Source organism: Streptomyces niveiscabiei (assembly GCF_033794345.1).
Lineage (GTDB): Bacteria > Actinomycetota > Actinomycetes > Streptomycetales > Streptomycetaceae > Streptomyces > Streptomyces niveiscabiei.
In genome coordinates this window covers 53119-69726 of the sequence record NZ_JARAYJ010000010.1, presented here as the reverse complement: position 1 = coordinate 69726, position 16608 = coordinate 53119, and the positions used below count along the sequence as shown (strand labels likewise).

The 16608-nt window shown below is 72.1% G+C and carries 13 protein-coding genes and 1 pseudogene; 10 read left to right on the top strand and 4 right to left on the bottom strand.

Annotation, left to right across the window (positions count from 1 at the left end):
- Positions 1-11 precede the first annotated feature (11 nt).
- Positions 12-245, bottom strand: a complete 234-nt coding sequence (locus tag PV682_RS16310) for an Lrp/AsnC family transcriptional regulator (protein ID WP_050369289.1) — start codon at positions 243-245, stop codon at positions 12-14.
- Between the two features lie 197 nt (positions 246-442).
- Between PV682_RS16310 and PV682_RS16305 the strand changes: the two genes are divergently transcribed.
- Together PV682_RS16305 and thiD are read left to right on the top strand one after the other, a co-directional pair.
- Positions 443-1405 (top strand): thiamine-phosphate kinase, encoded by a 963-nt coding sequence (locus PV682_RS16305; RefSeq protein ID WP_055724029.1) that lies wholly within the window; start codon positions 443-445, stop codon positions 1403-1405.
- On the top strand, positions 1402-2187 hold the full coding sequence (gene thiD, locus PV682_RS16300; RefSeq protein ID WP_319730319.1) for a bifunctional hydroxymethylpyrimidine kinase/phosphomethylpyrimidine kinase: 786 nt from the start codon (positions 1402-1404) through the stop codon (positions 2185-2187). Before PV682_RS16305 ends, thiD begins: the two co-directional genes overlap by 4 nt.
- Positions 2188-2270: 83 nt before the next feature.
- On the opposite strand, the gene rpmB is transcribed toward thiD, so the two are convergent.
- A complete protein-coding gene (rpmB, locus tag PV682_RS16295; protein WP_003973430.1) occupies positions 2271-2456 on the bottom strand; it encodes a 50S ribosomal protein L28 in 186 nt (61 codons plus the stop codon).
- Between the two features lie 204 nt (positions 2457-2660).
- On the opposite strand from rpmB, the gene PV682_RS16290 reads away from it, so the two are divergent.
- Positions 2661-4355 (top strand): DAK2 domain-containing protein, encoded by a 1695-nt coding sequence (locus tag PV682_RS16290; protein ID WP_319730316.1) that lies wholly within the window; start codon positions 2661-2663, stop codon positions 4353-4355.
- Positions 4356-4403: 48 nt separating this feature from the next.
- On the opposite strand, the gene PV682_RS16285 is transcribed toward PV682_RS16290, so the two are convergent.
- Both PV682_RS16285 and PV682_RS16280 read right to left on the bottom strand, forming a co-directional pair.
- Positions 4404-7334: a tetratricopeptide repeat protein gene (locus tag PV682_RS16285; protein WP_319730314.1), complete on the bottom strand. Its 2931-nt coding sequence runs from the start codon at positions 7332-7334 to the stop codon at positions 4404-4406.
- On the bottom strand, positions 7327-9159 hold the full coding sequence (locus PV682_RS16280; protein WP_319730313.1) for an HSP90 family protein: 1833 nt from the start codon (positions 9157-9159) through the stop codon (positions 7327-7329). The genes PV682_RS16285 and PV682_RS16280 overlap by 8 nt, the downstream gene beginning before the upstream one ends.
- Before the next feature lie 169 nt (positions 9160-9328).
- On the opposite strand from PV682_RS16280, the gene PV682_RS16275 reads away from it, so the two are divergent.
- From PV682_RS16275 to rnc, 7 genes and pseudogenes are all read left to right on the top strand, one after another.
- Positions 9329-12547, top strand: coding sequence for a helicase-related protein (locus PV682_RS16275; protein WP_319730312.1), 3219 nt, complete (start codon positions 9329-9331; stop codon positions 12545-12547).
- Between the two features lie 31 nt (positions 12548-12578).
- A pseudogene (gene rsmD / locus PV682_RS16270) lies at positions 12579-13190 on the top strand (16S rRNA (guanine(966)-N(2))-methyltransferase RsmD); the annotation flags it as partial.
- A gap of 26 nt (positions 13191-13216) precedes the next feature.
- Positions 13217-13696 (top strand): pantetheine-phosphate adenylyltransferase, encoded by a 480-nt coding sequence (gene coaD, locus PV682_RS16265; protein WP_010353878.1) that lies wholly within the window; start codon positions 13217-13219, stop codon positions 13694-13696.
- Positions 13697-13763: 67 nt separating this feature from the next.
- The gene (locus PV682_RS16260; RefSeq protein WP_319730310.1) at positions 13764-14831 is read left to right on the top strand and encodes a DivIVA domain-containing protein; all 1068 of its coding nucleotides are present in this window, start codon (positions 13764-13766) and stop codon (positions 14829-14831) included.
- A gap of 130 nt (positions 14832-14961) precedes the next feature.
- Complete coding sequence (locus PV682_RS16255; RefSeq protein WP_055721877.1) at positions 14962-15606, top strand: YceD family protein; 645 nt, start codon at positions 14962-14964, stop codon at positions 15604-15606.
- Between the two features lie 2 nt (positions 15607-15608).
- Positions 15609-15782, top strand: coding sequence for a 50S ribosomal protein L32 (gene rpmF / locus PV682_RS16250; RefSeq protein ID WP_007493396.1), 174 nt, complete (start codon positions 15609-15611; stop codon positions 15780-15782).
- A 17-nt stretch (positions 15783-15799) separates the two neighbouring features.
- Positions 15800-16588, top strand: a complete 789-nt coding sequence (gene rnc / locus PV682_RS16245; protein WP_319730624.1) for a ribonuclease III — start codon at positions 15800-15802, stop codon at positions 16586-16588.
- Positions 16589-16608 lie beyond the last annotated feature (20 nt).

The window sequence follows — 16608 nt, the reverse complement described above, 5'->3', positions numbered from 1 at the left end:
GTAGACGGGGGCTACAGATGGACGACGGGGCAGGTCAGGGTCCGGGTGATCCCCTCCACCTGCTGCACCTTGGCGACCACCATCCGCCCGAGGTCGTCGACCGTGTCCGCCTGGGCCCGCACGATCACGTCGTACGGCCCCGTCACGTCCTCGGCCTGGACGACGCCAGGGATCGCTCCGATCGTCTCGGCGACGGTCGACGCCTTGCCGACCTCCGTCTGGATCAGGATGTACGCCTGTACCACGGAACCTCCAGGGCGGCCACGAGGATCATGTGGGGAAAAGGAACGCCACGGTATCGCGTCGCCGCGTGCCGGGGGGAGACCCACGGCCCCCGCGCCGGGGCGCCGGCGGGACAGACGTTGACGGCTGACTCGACCGTATCGAGGACACTGGTCCCGCGCGACCGGGCGCGGGCAGGCACAGAAGGGGCTCCAGGGCGATGAAGGGCACTGTCGGCGAGCTGGGCGAGTTCGGGCTCATCCGTGAGCTCACCTCCCGGCTCACCACCACCCCGGCGGTCCGCGTCGGCCCGGGGGACGACGCCGCGGTGGTCGCCGCGCCCGACCGCAGGGTCGTGGCCAGCACGGACATCCTGCTGGAGGGCCGGCACTTCCGCCGCGACTGGTCCACCGCCTACGACGTGGGCCGCAAGGCCGCCGCCCAGAACCTCGCCGACATCGCCGCGATGGGCGCCGTACCGACCGCGCTGCTGCTCGGCCTCGTCGTCCCGGCGGAACTCCCGGTGACCTGGCCGACCGAGCTGATGGACGGACTGCGCGACGAGTGCCAGGTCGCGGGCGCCTCCGTGGTCGGCGGGGACGTCGTACGCGGCGACACGATCATGGTGTCGATCACCGCGCTCGGCGACCTGCGCGGCCAGGAGCCGATCACCCGGGGCGGCGCGAAACCCGGCGACCTGGTCGCCGTGACGGGCTGGCTGGGCTGGTCGGCGGCCGGGTACGCGGTCCTCGCGCGGGGCTTCCGCTCGCCGCGCGCCTTCGTGGAGGCCCACCGCCGCCCGGAACCGCCCTACCACGCGGGCCCGGCGGCGGCCCGGCTCGGCGCGACCGCGATGTGCGACGTCAGCGACGGCCTGATCGCCGACCTCGGACACATCGCGGAGGCCAGCAAGGTCCGCATCGACATCCGCTCCGAGTCCATCGACATCCCCACGCAGATGAACGACATCGGCCACGCGGTCGGCGTCGACCCCATCCAGTGGGTGCTGACCGGCGGAGAGGACCACGCGATCGTCGCGACGTTCCCGCCGGACGTGAAACTCCCCGCCCGCTGGAAGGTCATCGGCGAGGTGCTGGGCCCCTCCGCGCTGCCCCAGGTGACCGTCGACGGCGCGCCCTGGACCCGGCAGGGCGGCTGGGACCACTTCGGGGACGTCGAGTGATCCCCCGCGTCCTGACCGTCGCCGGCTCCGACTCCGGCGGCGGCGCCGGCATCCAGGCCGACCTGAAGACGATGCTCGCGCTCGGCGTGCACGGCATGAGCGTCGTGACCGCCGTCACCGCGCAGAACTCCCTCGGCGTGCAAGGCGCCTGGGAACTCCCCGCCGAGGCCGTGCGCGCCCAGTACCGCAGCGTCGTCGACGACATTGGCGTCCAGGCGGTCAAGACCGGCATGCTGTCCTCGGCCGGACTCGTCGAGACGGTCGCCGAGCTGCTCGCCACGACCGACGCGCCCGTCGTCGTCGACCCGGTCGGCGTCTCCAAGCACGGCGACTCCCTCCTCGCCGCCTCGGCCCTCGACGCCGTACGCCACCGGCTCCTCCCGGCGGCCACGCTCGCCACCCCCAACCTCGACGAAGTGCTCCAGATCACCGGCGTACGCGTCGAGACGGAGGCGGGGATGCGGGAGGCCGCGGCGGCCGTGCTGGCGTACGGGCCGCGGTGGGCGCTGATCAAGGGCGGGCACCTGCCCGGGGACGCCGTGGACCTGCTGACGGACGGGAGCGAGGAGCACTGGCTGCGCGCCCCCCGGTACGACAACCGCCACACCCACGGGACGGGGTGCACGCTGGCGTCGGCGGTCGCGTCGGGGCTGGCGAAGGGGCTGGCCGTACCGGAGGCGGTGACGGCGGCCAAGAGGTACGTCACCGGGGCGATCCGCGGCGGGTTCGCGCTCGGCGCGGGGATCGGGCCGGTGGATCACGGCTGGCGGATCAGGACGTAGACGTGCAAAAAGCCGATCCACCGCGAGGTGGATCGGCTCTATGCGGGCGGACCAGCAGTGGCCACGCGCTCAGCGGCGAAGCGTCAGCGCGAAACCTTGCCGGCCTTGATGCACGAGGTGCAGGCGTTCACGCGCTTCGGCGTCCCGCTGACCACGGTACGGACGCGCTGGATGTTCGGGTTCCAGCGACGGGACGTACGGCGGTGCGAGTGCGAGATGTTGTTGCCGAAGCCCGGACCCTTGCCGCAGACGTCGCAGTTAGCAGCCACCGGTCACTCCAAAGACTTCAGATGCACTTACGGATGATCCCGGCATGCCGGGATCGAGATCGAGGATCTGGAAGTGGCGGTGCCGGGGGGAATGGCCCGATCGGGATCGGGCAACCGGAGCAGCATACAACGACCGCTCCCGTTGAACGAAACTACCACGATCGGTCTACGCTGCGTCCAATCCAGCAGCTCAGGGAGGCGCAGGTGGCGCAGGTGCCGCAGACATTCCTCGATGCTCTCGCGGTGCGCACCTGGTGCGGCCTCGCGCTGGCCGCCCTCGGCGGGGCCCGCGAGGAGATCGACGCGATCAACGTCTACCCCGTCGCGGACGGCGACACCGGCACCAACCTGTACCTGACGCTCGAATCGGCGGCGACCGCCGTGGAGGCCGTGTTCGCGGCCCACGAACCCGGCGCGCCCTCCCTCGCCGACGCCGCGCACGCGATGGCGCACGGCGCGCTCATAGGCGCGCGCGGGAACTCCGGCACGATCCTCGCCCAGCTCCTGCGCGGCATGTCCCAGGTCCTCGCCGCCGACGGTGACGCCCCTCACACGGACGGCCCCGGCCTCGCCCTCGCCCTGAGCAGCGCCGCCGCCCTCGCCCGCCAGGCCGTCGCCCACCCCGTCGAGGGCACCGTCCTGACCGTCGCCACGGCCGCCGCCGACGCCGCCTCCGAGGCCGCCGGCGACTGCGGCTCCGTCGCCCGCGCGGCCTACCGGGGCGCCTGCACGGCCCTGGCGGCCACCCCGGACCAGCTCGCCGTCCTCCAGGACGCGGGCGTCGTCGACGCGGGCGGACGGGGGCTGGTGGCGGTGCTGGGGGCGCTGGTGGAGACGTTCACGGGCGAGACGCCCTCGCGCGGGGGGCTGGACGGGGGCACGCGCGGGCGCGCAGGTGCCGTCGGCGTGACGAGTGTCGGGATCGGGGTTCCCGCGCGCGTGCGGGACGAGGGCGAGAGCTGTGCCGAGGGGGACGGGCCCGCCTTCGAGGTCATCTACCTCCTGGAGGCCGGGGACGCGGCCGTGGCCCGCCTCAGGACGCGGCTGGACGCGCTGGGGGACTCCCTGGTCGTCGTCGGCGGGGACGGGCTGTGGAACGTCCACGTGCACGTCGACGACGCCGGGGCCGCCGTCGAGGCCGGGGTCGAGGCGGGACGGCCGTACCGGATCCGCATCACGCACTTCGGCACCGGGGACGCGCACACCGCGCGCGGGGAGCGGGCGCCCCGCGAACGCGTCCAGCGCGCCGTGGTGGCCGTCGTGCCGGGGGAGGGGCTCGCGGGGCTGTACGCGCAGGCGGGGGCGACGACCGTGCTGGCCAGGCCGGGGGAGCCGCCCGCGAGCGGGGAACTGGTCGAGGCCGTCCGGCGCGCACACGCGCGCGAGGTCGTGCTCCTGCCCAACGACGCCGACCTGCGCCACACGGCCGCCGCAGCCGCCGAGCAGTCCCGCACGGAGGGCATCCGGGTCGCCCTCATCCCGACCCGCTCGGCGGTCCAGGGCATTGCCGCGCTCGCCGTCCACGAACCCGACCGGCGCTTCGACGAGGACGTCGTCTCCATGACCTCCGCCGCCGGCGCCACCCGCTACGCCGAGGTCACCGTCGCCGAACGCCAGTCCTGGACGATGGCCGGGATCTGCCAGGCCGGCGACGTCCTCGGCCTCGTCGACGGGGATGTCGCCGTCATCGGCACGGACGTCACCGACACCGCGCGGGGGGTCCTCGACCGGATGCTCTCGGCGGGCGGCGAACTCGTCACCCTCGTCCTCGGCGACGACGCCCCCGACACGATCGCCGACCAGCTCCAGGCGCGCGTACGGGAGGCGTACCTGGCGGTGGACACGGTGGTGTACCGGGGTGGCCGCCAGGGTTCGCTGCTGCTGATCGGCGTCGAGTAAGAGGCTCAGCTAAGAGGCTTTCAGGTAAGAGGCTTTCAGCGGGGAGGCTCAGCTCCCTTCGCGCACCCCCTGGAGCAACTGCTCCGCCTCCGTACGACGGGACGCCGCCGTATCGTCGTCCGGCGCGGGACCGTACGCGGCCAGCACCCCCCGCGCGCGGGCGGCGGCGTCCTGCGGGCGCCCCAGGTCCGCCTCCAGCCAGCCGGCGGCCAGCTCGGCGGACGTGCGCGCGTGCAGGGCGTCGTCCGCGAGGGACGCGAAGACGGCGACCGCGTCGGAGATCTGCGCGAGGGCCTCCTCCAGGGCCGCGCGGATCGAGTCGTCGTCGGCGTCCTCGGCGGCCGAGCGGGCCAGCAGGTCCCCGAACTGGCGGTGCGTGTGGCCCAGTTCCACGACCATCCGGCGGCGCTGCTCCTCGTCGTCCGCCGGGTCGAGGGCGTCCAGCGCGTCCGCGCACTCCGTGACCGCCGCCGTCATCAGCTCGCGCGCGCTGCCGACGCCGTCGTCCGTGCGCAGCGCCAGCCACGCGCGGGCGCGCAGGGCCCGCACCAGGCCGTGCACGTTCCCGAGGTCCCGCCACAGCTCACCCGCGCGCGCGTACGCCTGATCGGCCTCCGGGAGCAGCTCCGCCTGGCTCAGCGACTCCGCCGCCAGGTGCGCCAGCGTCGCGTGGTCGTGCTGCTCCGGCCAGTGCCGGGCGATCTCGGCGGCCTGGAGCCGGCGCTCGGCCGCCGCCCGGTGCTCGCCGAGCTCGCTCAGGCAGTCGCCGAGCCACCACTTCGTCTGGACGACCGTCCCGTCCCCGTGCGTCTCGGCGGTCAGGTCCGCGAGCGCCGACTCCAGCACCTCGGCGGCCTCCGCCCACCGGCCCTGCCGGACCAGGTGACCGCCCAGCTGGTGCCGGGCCCACGCGCCGAACGTCGGGCCCTCGCCGGCCTCGTCGGCCCAGTGCGCGGCCTCCAGGGCGTGCTCGGCGGCCTCCTCGGCCTCTCCCCGGCCCCCGACGACCTCCGCGAGCTGGAGATGCAGCTGGGCCCGTCCCACGGGCTCCAGGACCGGCCCACCGTGCTCCAGGGCCGCCCGCAGCGCCCGCTCGGCCTGCGTCATGTCGCCCAGGTGGTGCGCGAGGGACGCGAGCCGCGCCTCGTACTCCACCGCGAACCACGGCAGCCCGGCCGCCACGAACTCCGCCGACGCGCGCGCGAACAGCTGCGCCGCCCCCTCCGGGTCCCCGCCCAGGGCCGCCAGCTCGGCGAGCATCGCATGGGCCTCCGCCACGCGCGCGTGCAGCCGTACGTCGTCCCCCGCACGCCCGCCGACCAGCGCGAGCACCTCCCGCACGGCCGCCTCGGCGACCGGGAACACCTCGTCCCCGGCGCCCTCCTCGTGCGCGCACCGCATCAGGATCCGCGCCCTGCTCATCAGCACCCCGGCCACCTGCCGCACCCCGGTGCCGCCCTCGGCGTACAGAGCCAGCACCCGGTCGTAGGGCTCCTCGACGGCCGCGAGGGCCTCCTCGACGTCACCGGCGAGCGCCCGCACGTACGCCCCGCGCGCGCGGGCCGCCAGGGACTCGCCCGGGTCGTCCGCCTCCGCGTACCAGCGGGCCGCCTCCTCGAAGGACTCCAGCCCCTCGGCGCCGCGCGCCATGCCCTCGTGCTCGGCCAGCTCCGCGCGGTCGCGGGGCGCCAGCTCGGCGTCCCCGGCGGCCTCGCCGACCGCCACCCACGCCTCCACCGCGTGCGGCTGGAGCGTGTCCGACTGGCGGCGGGCCTCAGCGAGCAGCGCCGCGAGATCCGGCTCACCTTCCGGCGCCGCCCGCTCGGCCACGCGCGGCGCGGGCACCGGCGCCGACACCGGCGGGCGCGCGCCGCGCACCCCCAGCGGCAGCCGGTCCGCCAGCGGCTCCTGCGCCATCCGCGCGCGGGCCCGGTCCGACACGTGCGTACTGCCGTTGCGGGCGTCGAACTCGCCGGCCAGCCGCAGCGCCTCCGCGCGCGCGTGGGACGCCAGCTCCGCCGCCGTCCACTCCCGGCCCGCCGGACCCGGCACCTGCTGCCCGCCCAGACCGAGACCGGCCAGCCGGTCCGTCAGGAGGGTCACCACGCTCAGGAAGTCCAGCTTGCTGCGCGGATGACCGTCGTCCGTGAAGTACGCGGGACGCTCCGCCAGCAGCTCCAGCGCGCGCGCCTCGTTGCCGGTCAGCGCGCAGAACTCGACATGGTCCGCGTACGCGCCCCGCATCGACTCCATCGACCGCACCAGCCGGAAACCCCGCAGGTGGTTCGCCCGCGCCTCGTCCAGCCTGCCCAGGCGCAGCAGCGGCACCAGCGACGACGCCAGGACCGTGTGCGGCTCGTGCGCGCACGTGTACTCGCCGTCCAGGACCGGCGCCCACAGCCGCAGCGCCTCCTCGTCGCGCCCGCACTCCGCACGCCACCAGCCCTGCCCGTGCAGCTCGCACGCGTGACAGTCCGCCATCTGGTCGCGGTCCGCCGCCATCCACGCCGTGAACGCCCGCTCCGCGCGCGCCAGATCACCGATGTGCGCGGCGACACTGAACTCCGCGCTGCGCACCGCCCGCTCCGAGTGCCCCGCCAGCCGGTAGCGGTGCTCCATCTCGCCGAGCCACTTCTCCACCGACGCCAGCGGGATGTGCGGCTGGTCCAGCATCCCCGCCGACATCCACTTGAAGACCCAGTGCAGCGAATGCGCCTCGTACTCGTCGAAGTCCTCCGGACGCTCGTCCCACATGCGCAGCAGCCGCGCGAACGGGACGAACATCTTCGCCTTCTCGGAGCTGTAGTTGTAGACCTTCAGCTGATGCCCGAGCGCCTCCACCACCGCCAGCGGGATCCCCAGCTTCTCCGCCTCGCCCAGCAGGTGCTCCGCGCGCGCGTTGCGCGCCGGGCCCTCCGGCTCCTCGCCGTTCAGCGCCATCGCGTGGCGCAGCGCGTCGAAGTCCTCGATCTCACTCATTCCTGCCACCCTCACCCTGCGTCGCCCACTCCAGCAGACCGATGAACGACCGGTTCAGCAAGGCCGAATCCGCCGGCCGCAGCGGACGCTGCGCCATCAGCAGCGCCTGCCCGTACAACGACTCCGTCGCCGTCCCGATCAGCTCCGGGTCCGTCAGGGAACTGATCCGCCGGATCAGCGCGTTGTGATGGTTGAGCACCAGCCGCGCGCGCGGAGCACCGCCGCGCAGCGAACCCAGGATGCCCGCCCACAGGTCGTCCGCCTGCTCCTCGGCGTCCGCGCGCGCCTGCTCGTGCCGCGCCTGCCGGTCGTCCAGATGCAGCGCCGGCACCGACAGCGGATGGAACGCCCGCAGCACCACGTCGCACCCCAGCGGGTCCAGCGTCGCCCGCGCCGCCGCCAGGAACCCCGCCAGCGCCAGCTCCTCCGCCGTGTCCACGGCGTCCAGATGAGCCGTCACCGTGTCCGCGTCCAGCTCCGCCACCGGCGTGCCCGGACGCACCGACGGCAGCGCCTCGACCAGCTCGCTGTCGTACGTGTAACCGCCGTTGATCACACCGATGCCCTGCGCCGAGGCGATCGGGGCGACCTGGCGGTACTCCTCGACCGTGCGCGTGAAGTGCACCACCGGGTGGCGCTGCGCGAACTCCTCCAGCGACAGGCGGCCGTCCGTCGTCTCGAACGGCAGCCACGGCAGCATCGTCCGCAGCATCTCCGGGTCGTGCCGCGCCAGCGACTTCACGCCCAGGTGATGCACCGCCAAGAACGCCGACAGCCGCTCCGGATCACCCGCCGCGAGACCCGTCAGCCACGCCCTGATCCGCTCCCCGAGCGCCTCCCGGACGGCCGCCAGCGTCTCGTCCTCGTACAGCGCCTCGCGCGACGCCGTGGGCCGCAGCGAGTCCGTGTCCAGGACACAGCGCACGAAGAACGCCCAGTCCGGCAGCAGCTGTTCGGCCCGCTCCGTCAGCAGCATCCCCTTCAGGTGCACCCGGTGCGTCGCCCGCTGCGCCGGGGACACCGCCGCCGGCAGCACGTACGCCACGCCCCGGATGCCCGCCAGCGGCACCGACAGCTCGATCGAGTCCAGCGGCGTGAACCCGAACAGGCCGTGACAGTGCCGCGCCAGCGCCACCCGCCGGTTCGCCGGGGACGGGTACGCGCGGTCCCAGGGCGCCGGCAGGTCCGTGACCGCCTCCTCGCCCACCCGCACGTCGTACGGCAGCAGCGAGCCGAAGTCCTTCGCCAGCGCCAGCACGCGCGCCTCGGACAGCCACTCGGCCGCGCCCGCGCGCGCCTGGAGGTACACCGTCGTCCCCGGCTCGGGGCGCGCCTCGTCCGGGAGCGTGCGCACGGAGTACGAGCCGTCGTCGCGCGCCGTCCACTCCACCGGACGCGCCCCCGGCGTACGCGCGCTCCGGGAGACGACCCGGATGCGCTCGGCGACCACGAAACAGGCCAGCAGGCCGATCCCGAACTGGCCGAGGAAGTCCGAACGCGCCTCCTGGAGACCGTCGGAACGCTTCGAGCTGCGCCCGATCGTCGCCAGCAGGCTGTGCACGTCGGACTCGGTCAGGCCGATGCCGGAGTCCTCCACGCGCAGGCCGGAACCGTCCGCGAACAGGCGCACCCGCGCGGGAGCGTCCGGGTCCTGCGCGCGGCGCGCGGTGATCGCGTCCACCGCGTTCTGGAGCAGTTCGCGCAGGTAGACCTTCGGACTGGAGTAGAGGTGATGGGAGAGCAGGTCCACCAGACCACGCAGGTCGACCTGGAACGTGTGAGGTGACTGGGATGCCTGGGATGACTTCGAGGTCTGGGAGTCCATCGTCGCTGCGCCGTTGGGGGGTGAGCGTCGGCGCGGGGTCGGGCGGTCCCGGACTGGGGCGGTGACCGCGGAAGGGATGGCGTGAGGCGCGACATACTAGGGCCCAAGCGACGCGGCTGACCAGGGGTTTCAGGACATGTCTAGGGGATTGTCAGTGGCGTGGTGTGCAATGGATCTCGTGCCCGCACTGGAAGAACCGCTCAAAAAAGTGCTCGGCCCCGCCACCGCGAAGGTGATGGCCGAGCACCTCGGCCTGCACACGGTCGGCGACCTCCTGCACCACTATCCGCGCAGATACGAGGAGCGCGGACAGCTCACCCACCTCGCCGACCTGCCCATGGACGAGCACGTGACGGTGGTCGCGATGGTCGCCGACGCCCGGCTGCACACGTTCGCTTCCTCCAAAGCCCCCCGGGGCAAGGGACAACGACTGGAAGTCACCATCACCGACGGCAGCGGGCGCCTCCAGCTCGTCTTCTTCGGCAACGGCGTGCACAAACCCCACAAGGACCTCCTCCCCGGCACCCGCGCGATGTTCTCCGGCAAGGTGTCCGTCTTCAACCGCCGCCTCCAGCTCGCGCACCCCGCCTACCAGCTCCTCAAGGGCGGCGACAGCGAGGCGGGCGAGTCGGTGGAGACCTGGGCGGGCGCCCTGATCCCGCTCTACCCCGCCACCGCCAAACTGGAGTCCTGGAAACTCGCGAAGGCGATCCAGACGGTCCTGCCCACGGCCCAGGAAGCCCTCGACCCCCTCCCCGCCTCCCTCCGCGAGGGCCGCGGCCTCGTCTCCCTCCCCGAGGCCCTCCTCAAGATCCACCGCCCCCACACCAAGGCGGACATCGCCGACGCCCGCGCCCGCCTCAAGTGGGACGAGGCGTTCGTCCTCCAAGTAGCCCTCGCCCGCCGCCGCCACGCCGACACCCAACTCCCCGCCGTCCCCCGCGTCCCGTCCCCCGACGGCCTCCTCACCGCCTTCGACGACCGCCTCCCCTTCACCCTCACCGACGGCCAGCAGAAGGTCTCCCGCGAGATCTTCGACGACCTCGCGACCAGCCACCCGATGCACCGGCTCCTTCAGGGGGAGGTCGGTTCGGGGAAGGCCCAACCGCTCGACGCCCAGGTGCTCACCCCCACCGGATTCCGGCGGATGGGGGATCTGGCCGTGGGGGACGAGGTCATCGTGCCGGAGGGGGAGATCGCGCTTGTCGACGGTGTCTTCCCTCAGGGGGAGCGGCCTGTCTGGCGTCTGGTTCTCTCCGACGGAAGCTCTGTGGAGTGCGACGACGAGCATCTGTGGATCGTCGGTACGAGCTGTGGATGGCACCGGGGCCAGCCTCCCAAGGTGATGACGACTCGGGAGATCCGTCTGGACACGTTCAAAGCGAACGGGTCCTCGAAGTGGTACATCCCGGCAGCGACCCCCGTCGATCTCGGAGGTGACGCCGGGCTGCCGTTGGATCCGTATCTTTTCGGACTCCTCCTCGGCGACGGCTCGTTCCGCCACAACCTGCGCCTGTCCACAATCGATGACGAGATCCGCGAGGCCGCCGCAGCCGCGGTGGCGCCGGAATGCCGACTGGTGCCGGTGAGAGGGTCCCGCTGCGACTACACGATCCAGCTCGCACAACGTGCCGGCGGAGTCCGTAATCCGGTGATCCAGATCCTGCGGGATCTGAAGCTCTGGGGTGAGACGTCGCACGGCAAGTTCGTCCCCGAAGACTTCAAGAACACGTCGGTCAAGAACCGGCTCGCTCTGCTGCAAGGGCTGCTGGACACGGACGGCACAGTCAACGCCGATGGTATGAGCATCTCGTTCTGTTCCGCCTCGCGCAGGCTCGCGGACGATGTCGCCTGGCTCGCACGCTCCCTGGGCGGTCGCGCCCGCGTTCTGCCCAAGAAGGCCGCTTTCAACGTATCGGTGGCTCTTCCGGACGAGCACGCCCCGTTCCGTCTGGCCCGCAAAGCCGCCCGTGTCCATCCCCGGCCGACGTACAACACTTTCCGGCGCGGCATCCGAGCGGTCGAATACGTGGGCTGCAAACCGGTCCAGTGCATCAGCGTCGCTCACCCCAGCCACGCCTACATCACCGACAACTTCACCGTCACCCACAACACGATGGTCGCCCTGCGCGCCATGCTCGCCGTCGTCGACGCCGGGGGACAGGCCGCGATGCTCGCGCCCACCGAGGTGCTCGCCCAGCAGCATCACCGGTCCGTCGTCGAGATGATGGGGGACCTCGCCGAGGGCGGGATGCTGGGCGGGTCCGAGCGGGCCACCAAGGTGGTCGTGCTCACAGGGTCGATGGGAGCCGCCGCGCGCAGGCAGGCGCTGCTCGATCTCGTGACCGGCGAGGCCGGGATCGTCATCGGGACGCACGCGCTGATCGAGGACAAGGTGCAGTTCCATGATCTGGGACTGGTCGTGGTCGACGAGCAGCACCGCTTCGGGGTGGAGCAGCGGGACGCGCTCAGGGGGAAGGGGAAGCAGCCGCCGCATCTGCTCGTGATGACCGCGACGCCGATTCCCCGGACCGTGGCGATGACCGTGTTCGGGGACCTGGAGACGTCCGTACTCGACCAGTTGCCGGCCGGGCGCTCGCCGATCGCCACGCATGTCGTGCCCGCCGCCGACAAACCCCACTTCCTCACGCGCGCGTGGGAGCGGGTGCGCGAAGAGGTCGGCAAGGGGCATCAGGCGTACGTCGTCTGCCCCCGGATCGGGGACGAGGAGGACGCCAAGAAGGCGAAGAAGGAGGCGCCGGACGGCGACAAGCGCCCGCCGCTCGCCGTCCTCGACGTCGCCGACCAGCTGTCCAAGGGCGCGCTCGGCGGGCTCAGGGTCGAGGTCCTGCACGGCCGTATGCACCCCGACGACAAGGACGCGGTGATGCGGAGGTTCGCGGCGGGGGAGACGGACGTCCTGGTCGCGACCACCGTCATCGAGGTCGGCGTCAACGTCCCCAACGCCACCGCCATGGTGATCATGGACGCGGACCGCTTCGGCGTGTCCCAGCTCCACCAGCTCCGCGGCCGGGTGGGCCGGGGCGCGGCGGCGGGCCTCTGCCTCCTCGTCACGGACATGCCGGAGGCGAGCGCGGCCCGCCAGCGCCTCAACGCGGTCGCCTCGACGCTGGACGGCTTCGAACTGTCGCGGATCGACCTGGAGCAGCGGCGCGAGGGCGACGTCCTGGGGCAGGCCCAGTCGGGGGCGCGGACCTCCCTGAGGGTCCTGGAGGTCATCGAGGACGAGGAGGTCATCGCGGAGGCGCGGGAGGAGGCGACGGCGGTCGTCCTGGAAGACCCCGAACTCGAGAAGTACCCAGCCCTGCGAACGGCCCTGGACGCTCTCCTGGACAAGGAGAGGGAGCAGTACCTGGAGAAGGGTTGAGCCACACTGGACCTGTACTCGACCCCGTACCAAGGACCTGAAGATGACGCGCGTGATCGCCGGAGAAGCCGGCGGACGTCGACTGGCCGTACCCCCGGGAACCGGCACCCGACCCACCTCCGACCGCGCACGCGAAGCCCTCATGTCCACCTGGGAGTCCCTCCTCGGCGGCTCCCTGAGGGACGAACGGGTCCTCGACCTCTACGCGGGCTCGGGCGCGGTCGGCCTCGAAGCCCTCTCCCGGGGCGCGAGCCACACCCTCCTCGTCGAAGCCGACCCCAGAGCGGTCCGCACCATCCGCGAGAACGTGAGATCCCTCTCCCTCCCCGGCGCCGAAGTCCGCCAGGGCAAGGCCGAGCAGATCGTCCAGGCGCCCCCCGCCGCCCCCTACGACATCGCCTTCCTCGACCCCCCGTACGCCGTCACCGATCACGATCTTCGGGAGATCCTCCTCACACTCCGCACCGGACGCTGGCTCACACCGGACGCGATCGTCACCGTGGAGCGCAGCACCAGAGGCGGAGAATTCCACTGGCCGGAGGGGTTCGCACCGGTCAAGGCCCGTCGCTACGGCGAGGGAACGTTTTGGTACGGTCGCGCCGCCACGGGCGACAACGCCTCTACGTGCGAAGACGCACGATGACCGGACCGGAGAGCGAGGGATCACAAGTGCGCCGCGCCGTCTGTCCCGGGTCGTTCGACCCGATCACCAACGGACACCTCGACATCATCTCCCGCGCCTCCCGCCTCTACGACGAGGTGTACGTCGCGGTGATGATCAACAAATCGAAGCAGGGCCTCTTCGAGGTCGACGAGCGGATCGACCTGATCCGCCAGGTCACGGCCGAGTACGGCAACGTACGCGTGGAGTCCTTCCACGGCCTGCTGGTGGACTTCTGCAAGCAGCGGGAGATCCCGGCGATCGTCAAGGGCCTCAGAGCGGTCAGCGACTTCGACTACGAGCTCCAGATGGCGCAGATGAACATCGGCCTGTCCGGGGTGGAGACGCTGTTCGTGCCGACCAACCCGGCGTACAGCTTCCTGTCGTCCTCGCTCGTCAAGGAGGTCGCGACCTGGGGCGGCGACATCGCGCACCTGGTGCCGCCGATCGTCCTCGAAGCGCTCAACAAGCGCCTGCGCAAGGACTGATGGGGCACCGGGGGCTACAGTCGGCCCTGTCCGTCTCCAACACAGCGGTAGAGAGTGGCGAGCCTAGGTGGACGTGCAGAAGAAGCTCGACGAGATCGTCGCGGCGGTGTCCGGCGCGAGGTCGATGCCCATGTCGGCCTCGTGCGTGGTGAACCGCGCCGAGCTGCTCGCCCTGCTGGAGGAGGTGCGCGCGGCGCTGCCCGACTCCCTCGCCCAGGCGCAGGAGCTGATCGGCGACCGTGACCAGATGGTCGACCAGGCCCGCCAGGAGGCCGAGCGGATCATCTCCACCGCGCACGCCGAGCGCGGCTCGCTGATCTCCGGCACCGAGGTCGCCCGCCGCTCCCAGGCCGAGGCCGACCGCATCCTCGCGGAGGCCCGCCGGGAGGCGGAGGAGGTACGCGCCGAGGCCGACGAGTACGTCGACTCCAAGCTCGCCAACTTCGAGGTGGTCCTCACCAAGACCCTCGGCTCGGTCGGCCGGGGCCGCGAGAAGCTCCTCGGCACGGGCCCGGGCCTCGACGAGAACGGCTACGAGGACGAGGACGCCCCCGAGCGCAGCCACGACCCGGAGACCCTGCGCAAGGACGCCGACGCGTACGTCGACGTCAAGCTCGGCGCCTTCGAGGCGGTACTCGCCAAGACGCTGGAGGCGGTCGGCCGGGGCCGCGACAAGCTGCACGGCCGGATCGCCACCGACGACCTCAGCGCGCTCGCCGACGACACCTCCACCTTCCAGCACTCCTCGGACGCCGACTACCTCGCCGACCTCGCGGCCCTCTCCGACCGCGAGGAGTCCTCCCGCACCGGCTCGACCCCCCTCCCGGCGCAGGCCGAGCAGCCGGCCGCCGTCCACGGCTACGACCAGCAGCCCGCGTACGGCTACCAGGACGGCTACGGCGGCTACGAGCAGCCGTACGCGCAGCCGGACCCGTACGCCTACCAGCAGGCCGACCCGTACGCGGCGACCGCCTACCAGGGCTACGACCAGCAGCAGACGTACGACCCGCAGCAGACCCAGCAGCCGCAGCAGCACGCCCAGCAGGCGTACGCCCTCGACGAGACGAGCCTCTTCGACACCGGCATGATCACGCCGGAGCAGCTGAGGGCGTACGAGCAGGGGCGAGGGCTCTAACCAGGACCCGGATTGGGCTGTGGGCGAAAGCTCCAGTATCCTGGCTCTTCGGTCGCGTGCACGTCCGCGATCACCGCTGCCCCGAAGCACCGCTGGGCGGCGTCTCAGCTCGAAGAGATCGAAAGCAGGAATGGCCGCGAACGCCCGCCTCGACCACCGCAACCCCCTCGTGTTCGACACGCACGAGCTGGGCCGGCGGCCCGGCGCGCTCCAGCGCCTGACCCGTGAGATCGACGCCCCCCGGGATCTGGGGATCCAGGGGGTCATCGGAGTGCCGGAAGGCGCCCCGGTCGAGCTGGACCTCCGGCTGGAGTCGGTCATGGAAGGTGTGCTCGTCACAGGCACCGCCCGTGCACGGGCCGAGGGGGAGTGCGTAAGGTGTCTGGAGCCGGTCGGCCTCGAGGTCGACGCGGACTTCCAGGAGATGTTCTCGTACCCTGACGCCGACGACCGTGGCCGCCCGAAGGCGGAACCGGTCGACGACGCCGAGGACGACGAGGACACGCTCTTCATCGAGGACGGCCTGTTCGACCTCGAACCCGTGCTGCGTGACGCGGTGGTGCTCGCACTGCCGATGCAGCCGGTGTGCCAGGACGACTGTCCGGGCCTGTGCTCCGAGTGCGGAGTGCGGCTCGCGGACGACCAGGACCACCACCACGACGCCGTCGACATCCGTTGGGCGGCATTGCAGGGACTCTCGGGTTCGCTCGAATCCGATGAGAAGGACAAGATCAGCGGCGCTGAAGCAGGCGTCGACGAGAAGCAGGAGAAGTAGCCGTGGCTGTTCCGAAGCGGAAGATGTCGCGCAGCAACACGCGCCACCGCCGGTCGCAGTGGAAGGCTGCGGTCCCCACCCTGGTTGCGTGCGAGCGCTGCCACGAGCCCAAGTTGCAGCACATCGCGTGCCCGTCTTGCGGCACCTACAACAAGCGCCAGGTCCTCGAAGTCTGAGGCTGGTGAGAGGCACTGTGTCCACGCCGAAGAAAAACTCTGCGGACAACACGGCCTCGTCCCACACGCTTCTGGAAGGGCGGCTCGGCTACCGGCTGGAGTCCGCCCTTCTGGTGCGTGCGCTGACGCACCGTTCCTACGCGTACGAGAACGGCGGTCTGCCGACGAACGAGCGGCTGGAGTTCCTCGGGGACTCCGTGCTCGGTCTCGTCGTCACCGACACGCTGTACAACACCCACCCCGACCTCCCGGAAGGCCAACTGGCCAAGCTCCGGGCCGCGGTGGTCAACTCGCGCGCGCTGGCGGAGGTCGGCCGCGGCCTCGACCTGGGTTCCTTCATCCGGCTCGGCCGGGGTGAAGAGGGCACGGGCGGCCGGGACAAGGCGTCCATCCTCGCCGACACCCTCGAAGCGGTGATCGGCGCGGTCTATCTCGACCAGGGCCTCGACGCGGCCTCCGAACTGGTGCACCGCCTGTTCGACCCGCTCATCGAGAAGTCCTCGAACCTCGGTGCCGGCCTGGACTGGAAGACCAGTCTCCAGGAGCTCACCGCGACCGAAGGGCTCGGTGTCCCCGAGTACCTGGTCACGGAGACCGGCCCCGATCACGAGAAGACCTTCACTGCTGCCGCCCGCGTCGGAGGCGTCTCGTACGGCACCGGCACCGGCCGCAGCAAGAAGGAGGCGGAGCAGCAAGCCGCCGAGTCCGCGTGGCGCGCGATCCGCGCCGCTGCGGACGAACGGATCAAACAGGAAGAGGCGGCGGCCGAGGAGGCCGCCACCGACGCCGAGTCCGCCTCCGCGTAAGAACAGCCGACCGAGCGCCC

Excerpts from the sequence above, each read along its gene's own strand:
- PV682_RS16255 (WP_055721877.1), top strand. The coding sequence starts at position 14,962 with ATGGCCGCGAACGCCCGCCTCGACCACCGCAACCCCCTCGTGTTCGAC.
- PV682_RS16275 (WP_319730312.1), top strand. The coding sequence starts at position 9,329 with ATGGATCTCGTGCCCGCACTGGAAGAACCGCTCAAAAAAGTGCTCGGC.
- PV682_RS16285 (WP_319730314.1), bottom strand. The coding sequence starts at position 7,334 with ATGAGTGAGATCGAGGACTTCGACGCGCTGCGCCACGCGATGGCGCTG.
- PV682_RS16305 (WP_055724029.1), top strand. The coding sequence starts at position 443 with ATGAAGGGCACTGTCGGCGAGCTGGGCGAGTTCGGGCTCATCCGTGAG.
- PV682_RS16280 (WP_319730313.1), bottom strand. The coding sequence starts at position 9,159 with ATGGACTCCCAGACCTCGAAGTCATCCCAGGCATCCCAGTCACCTCAC.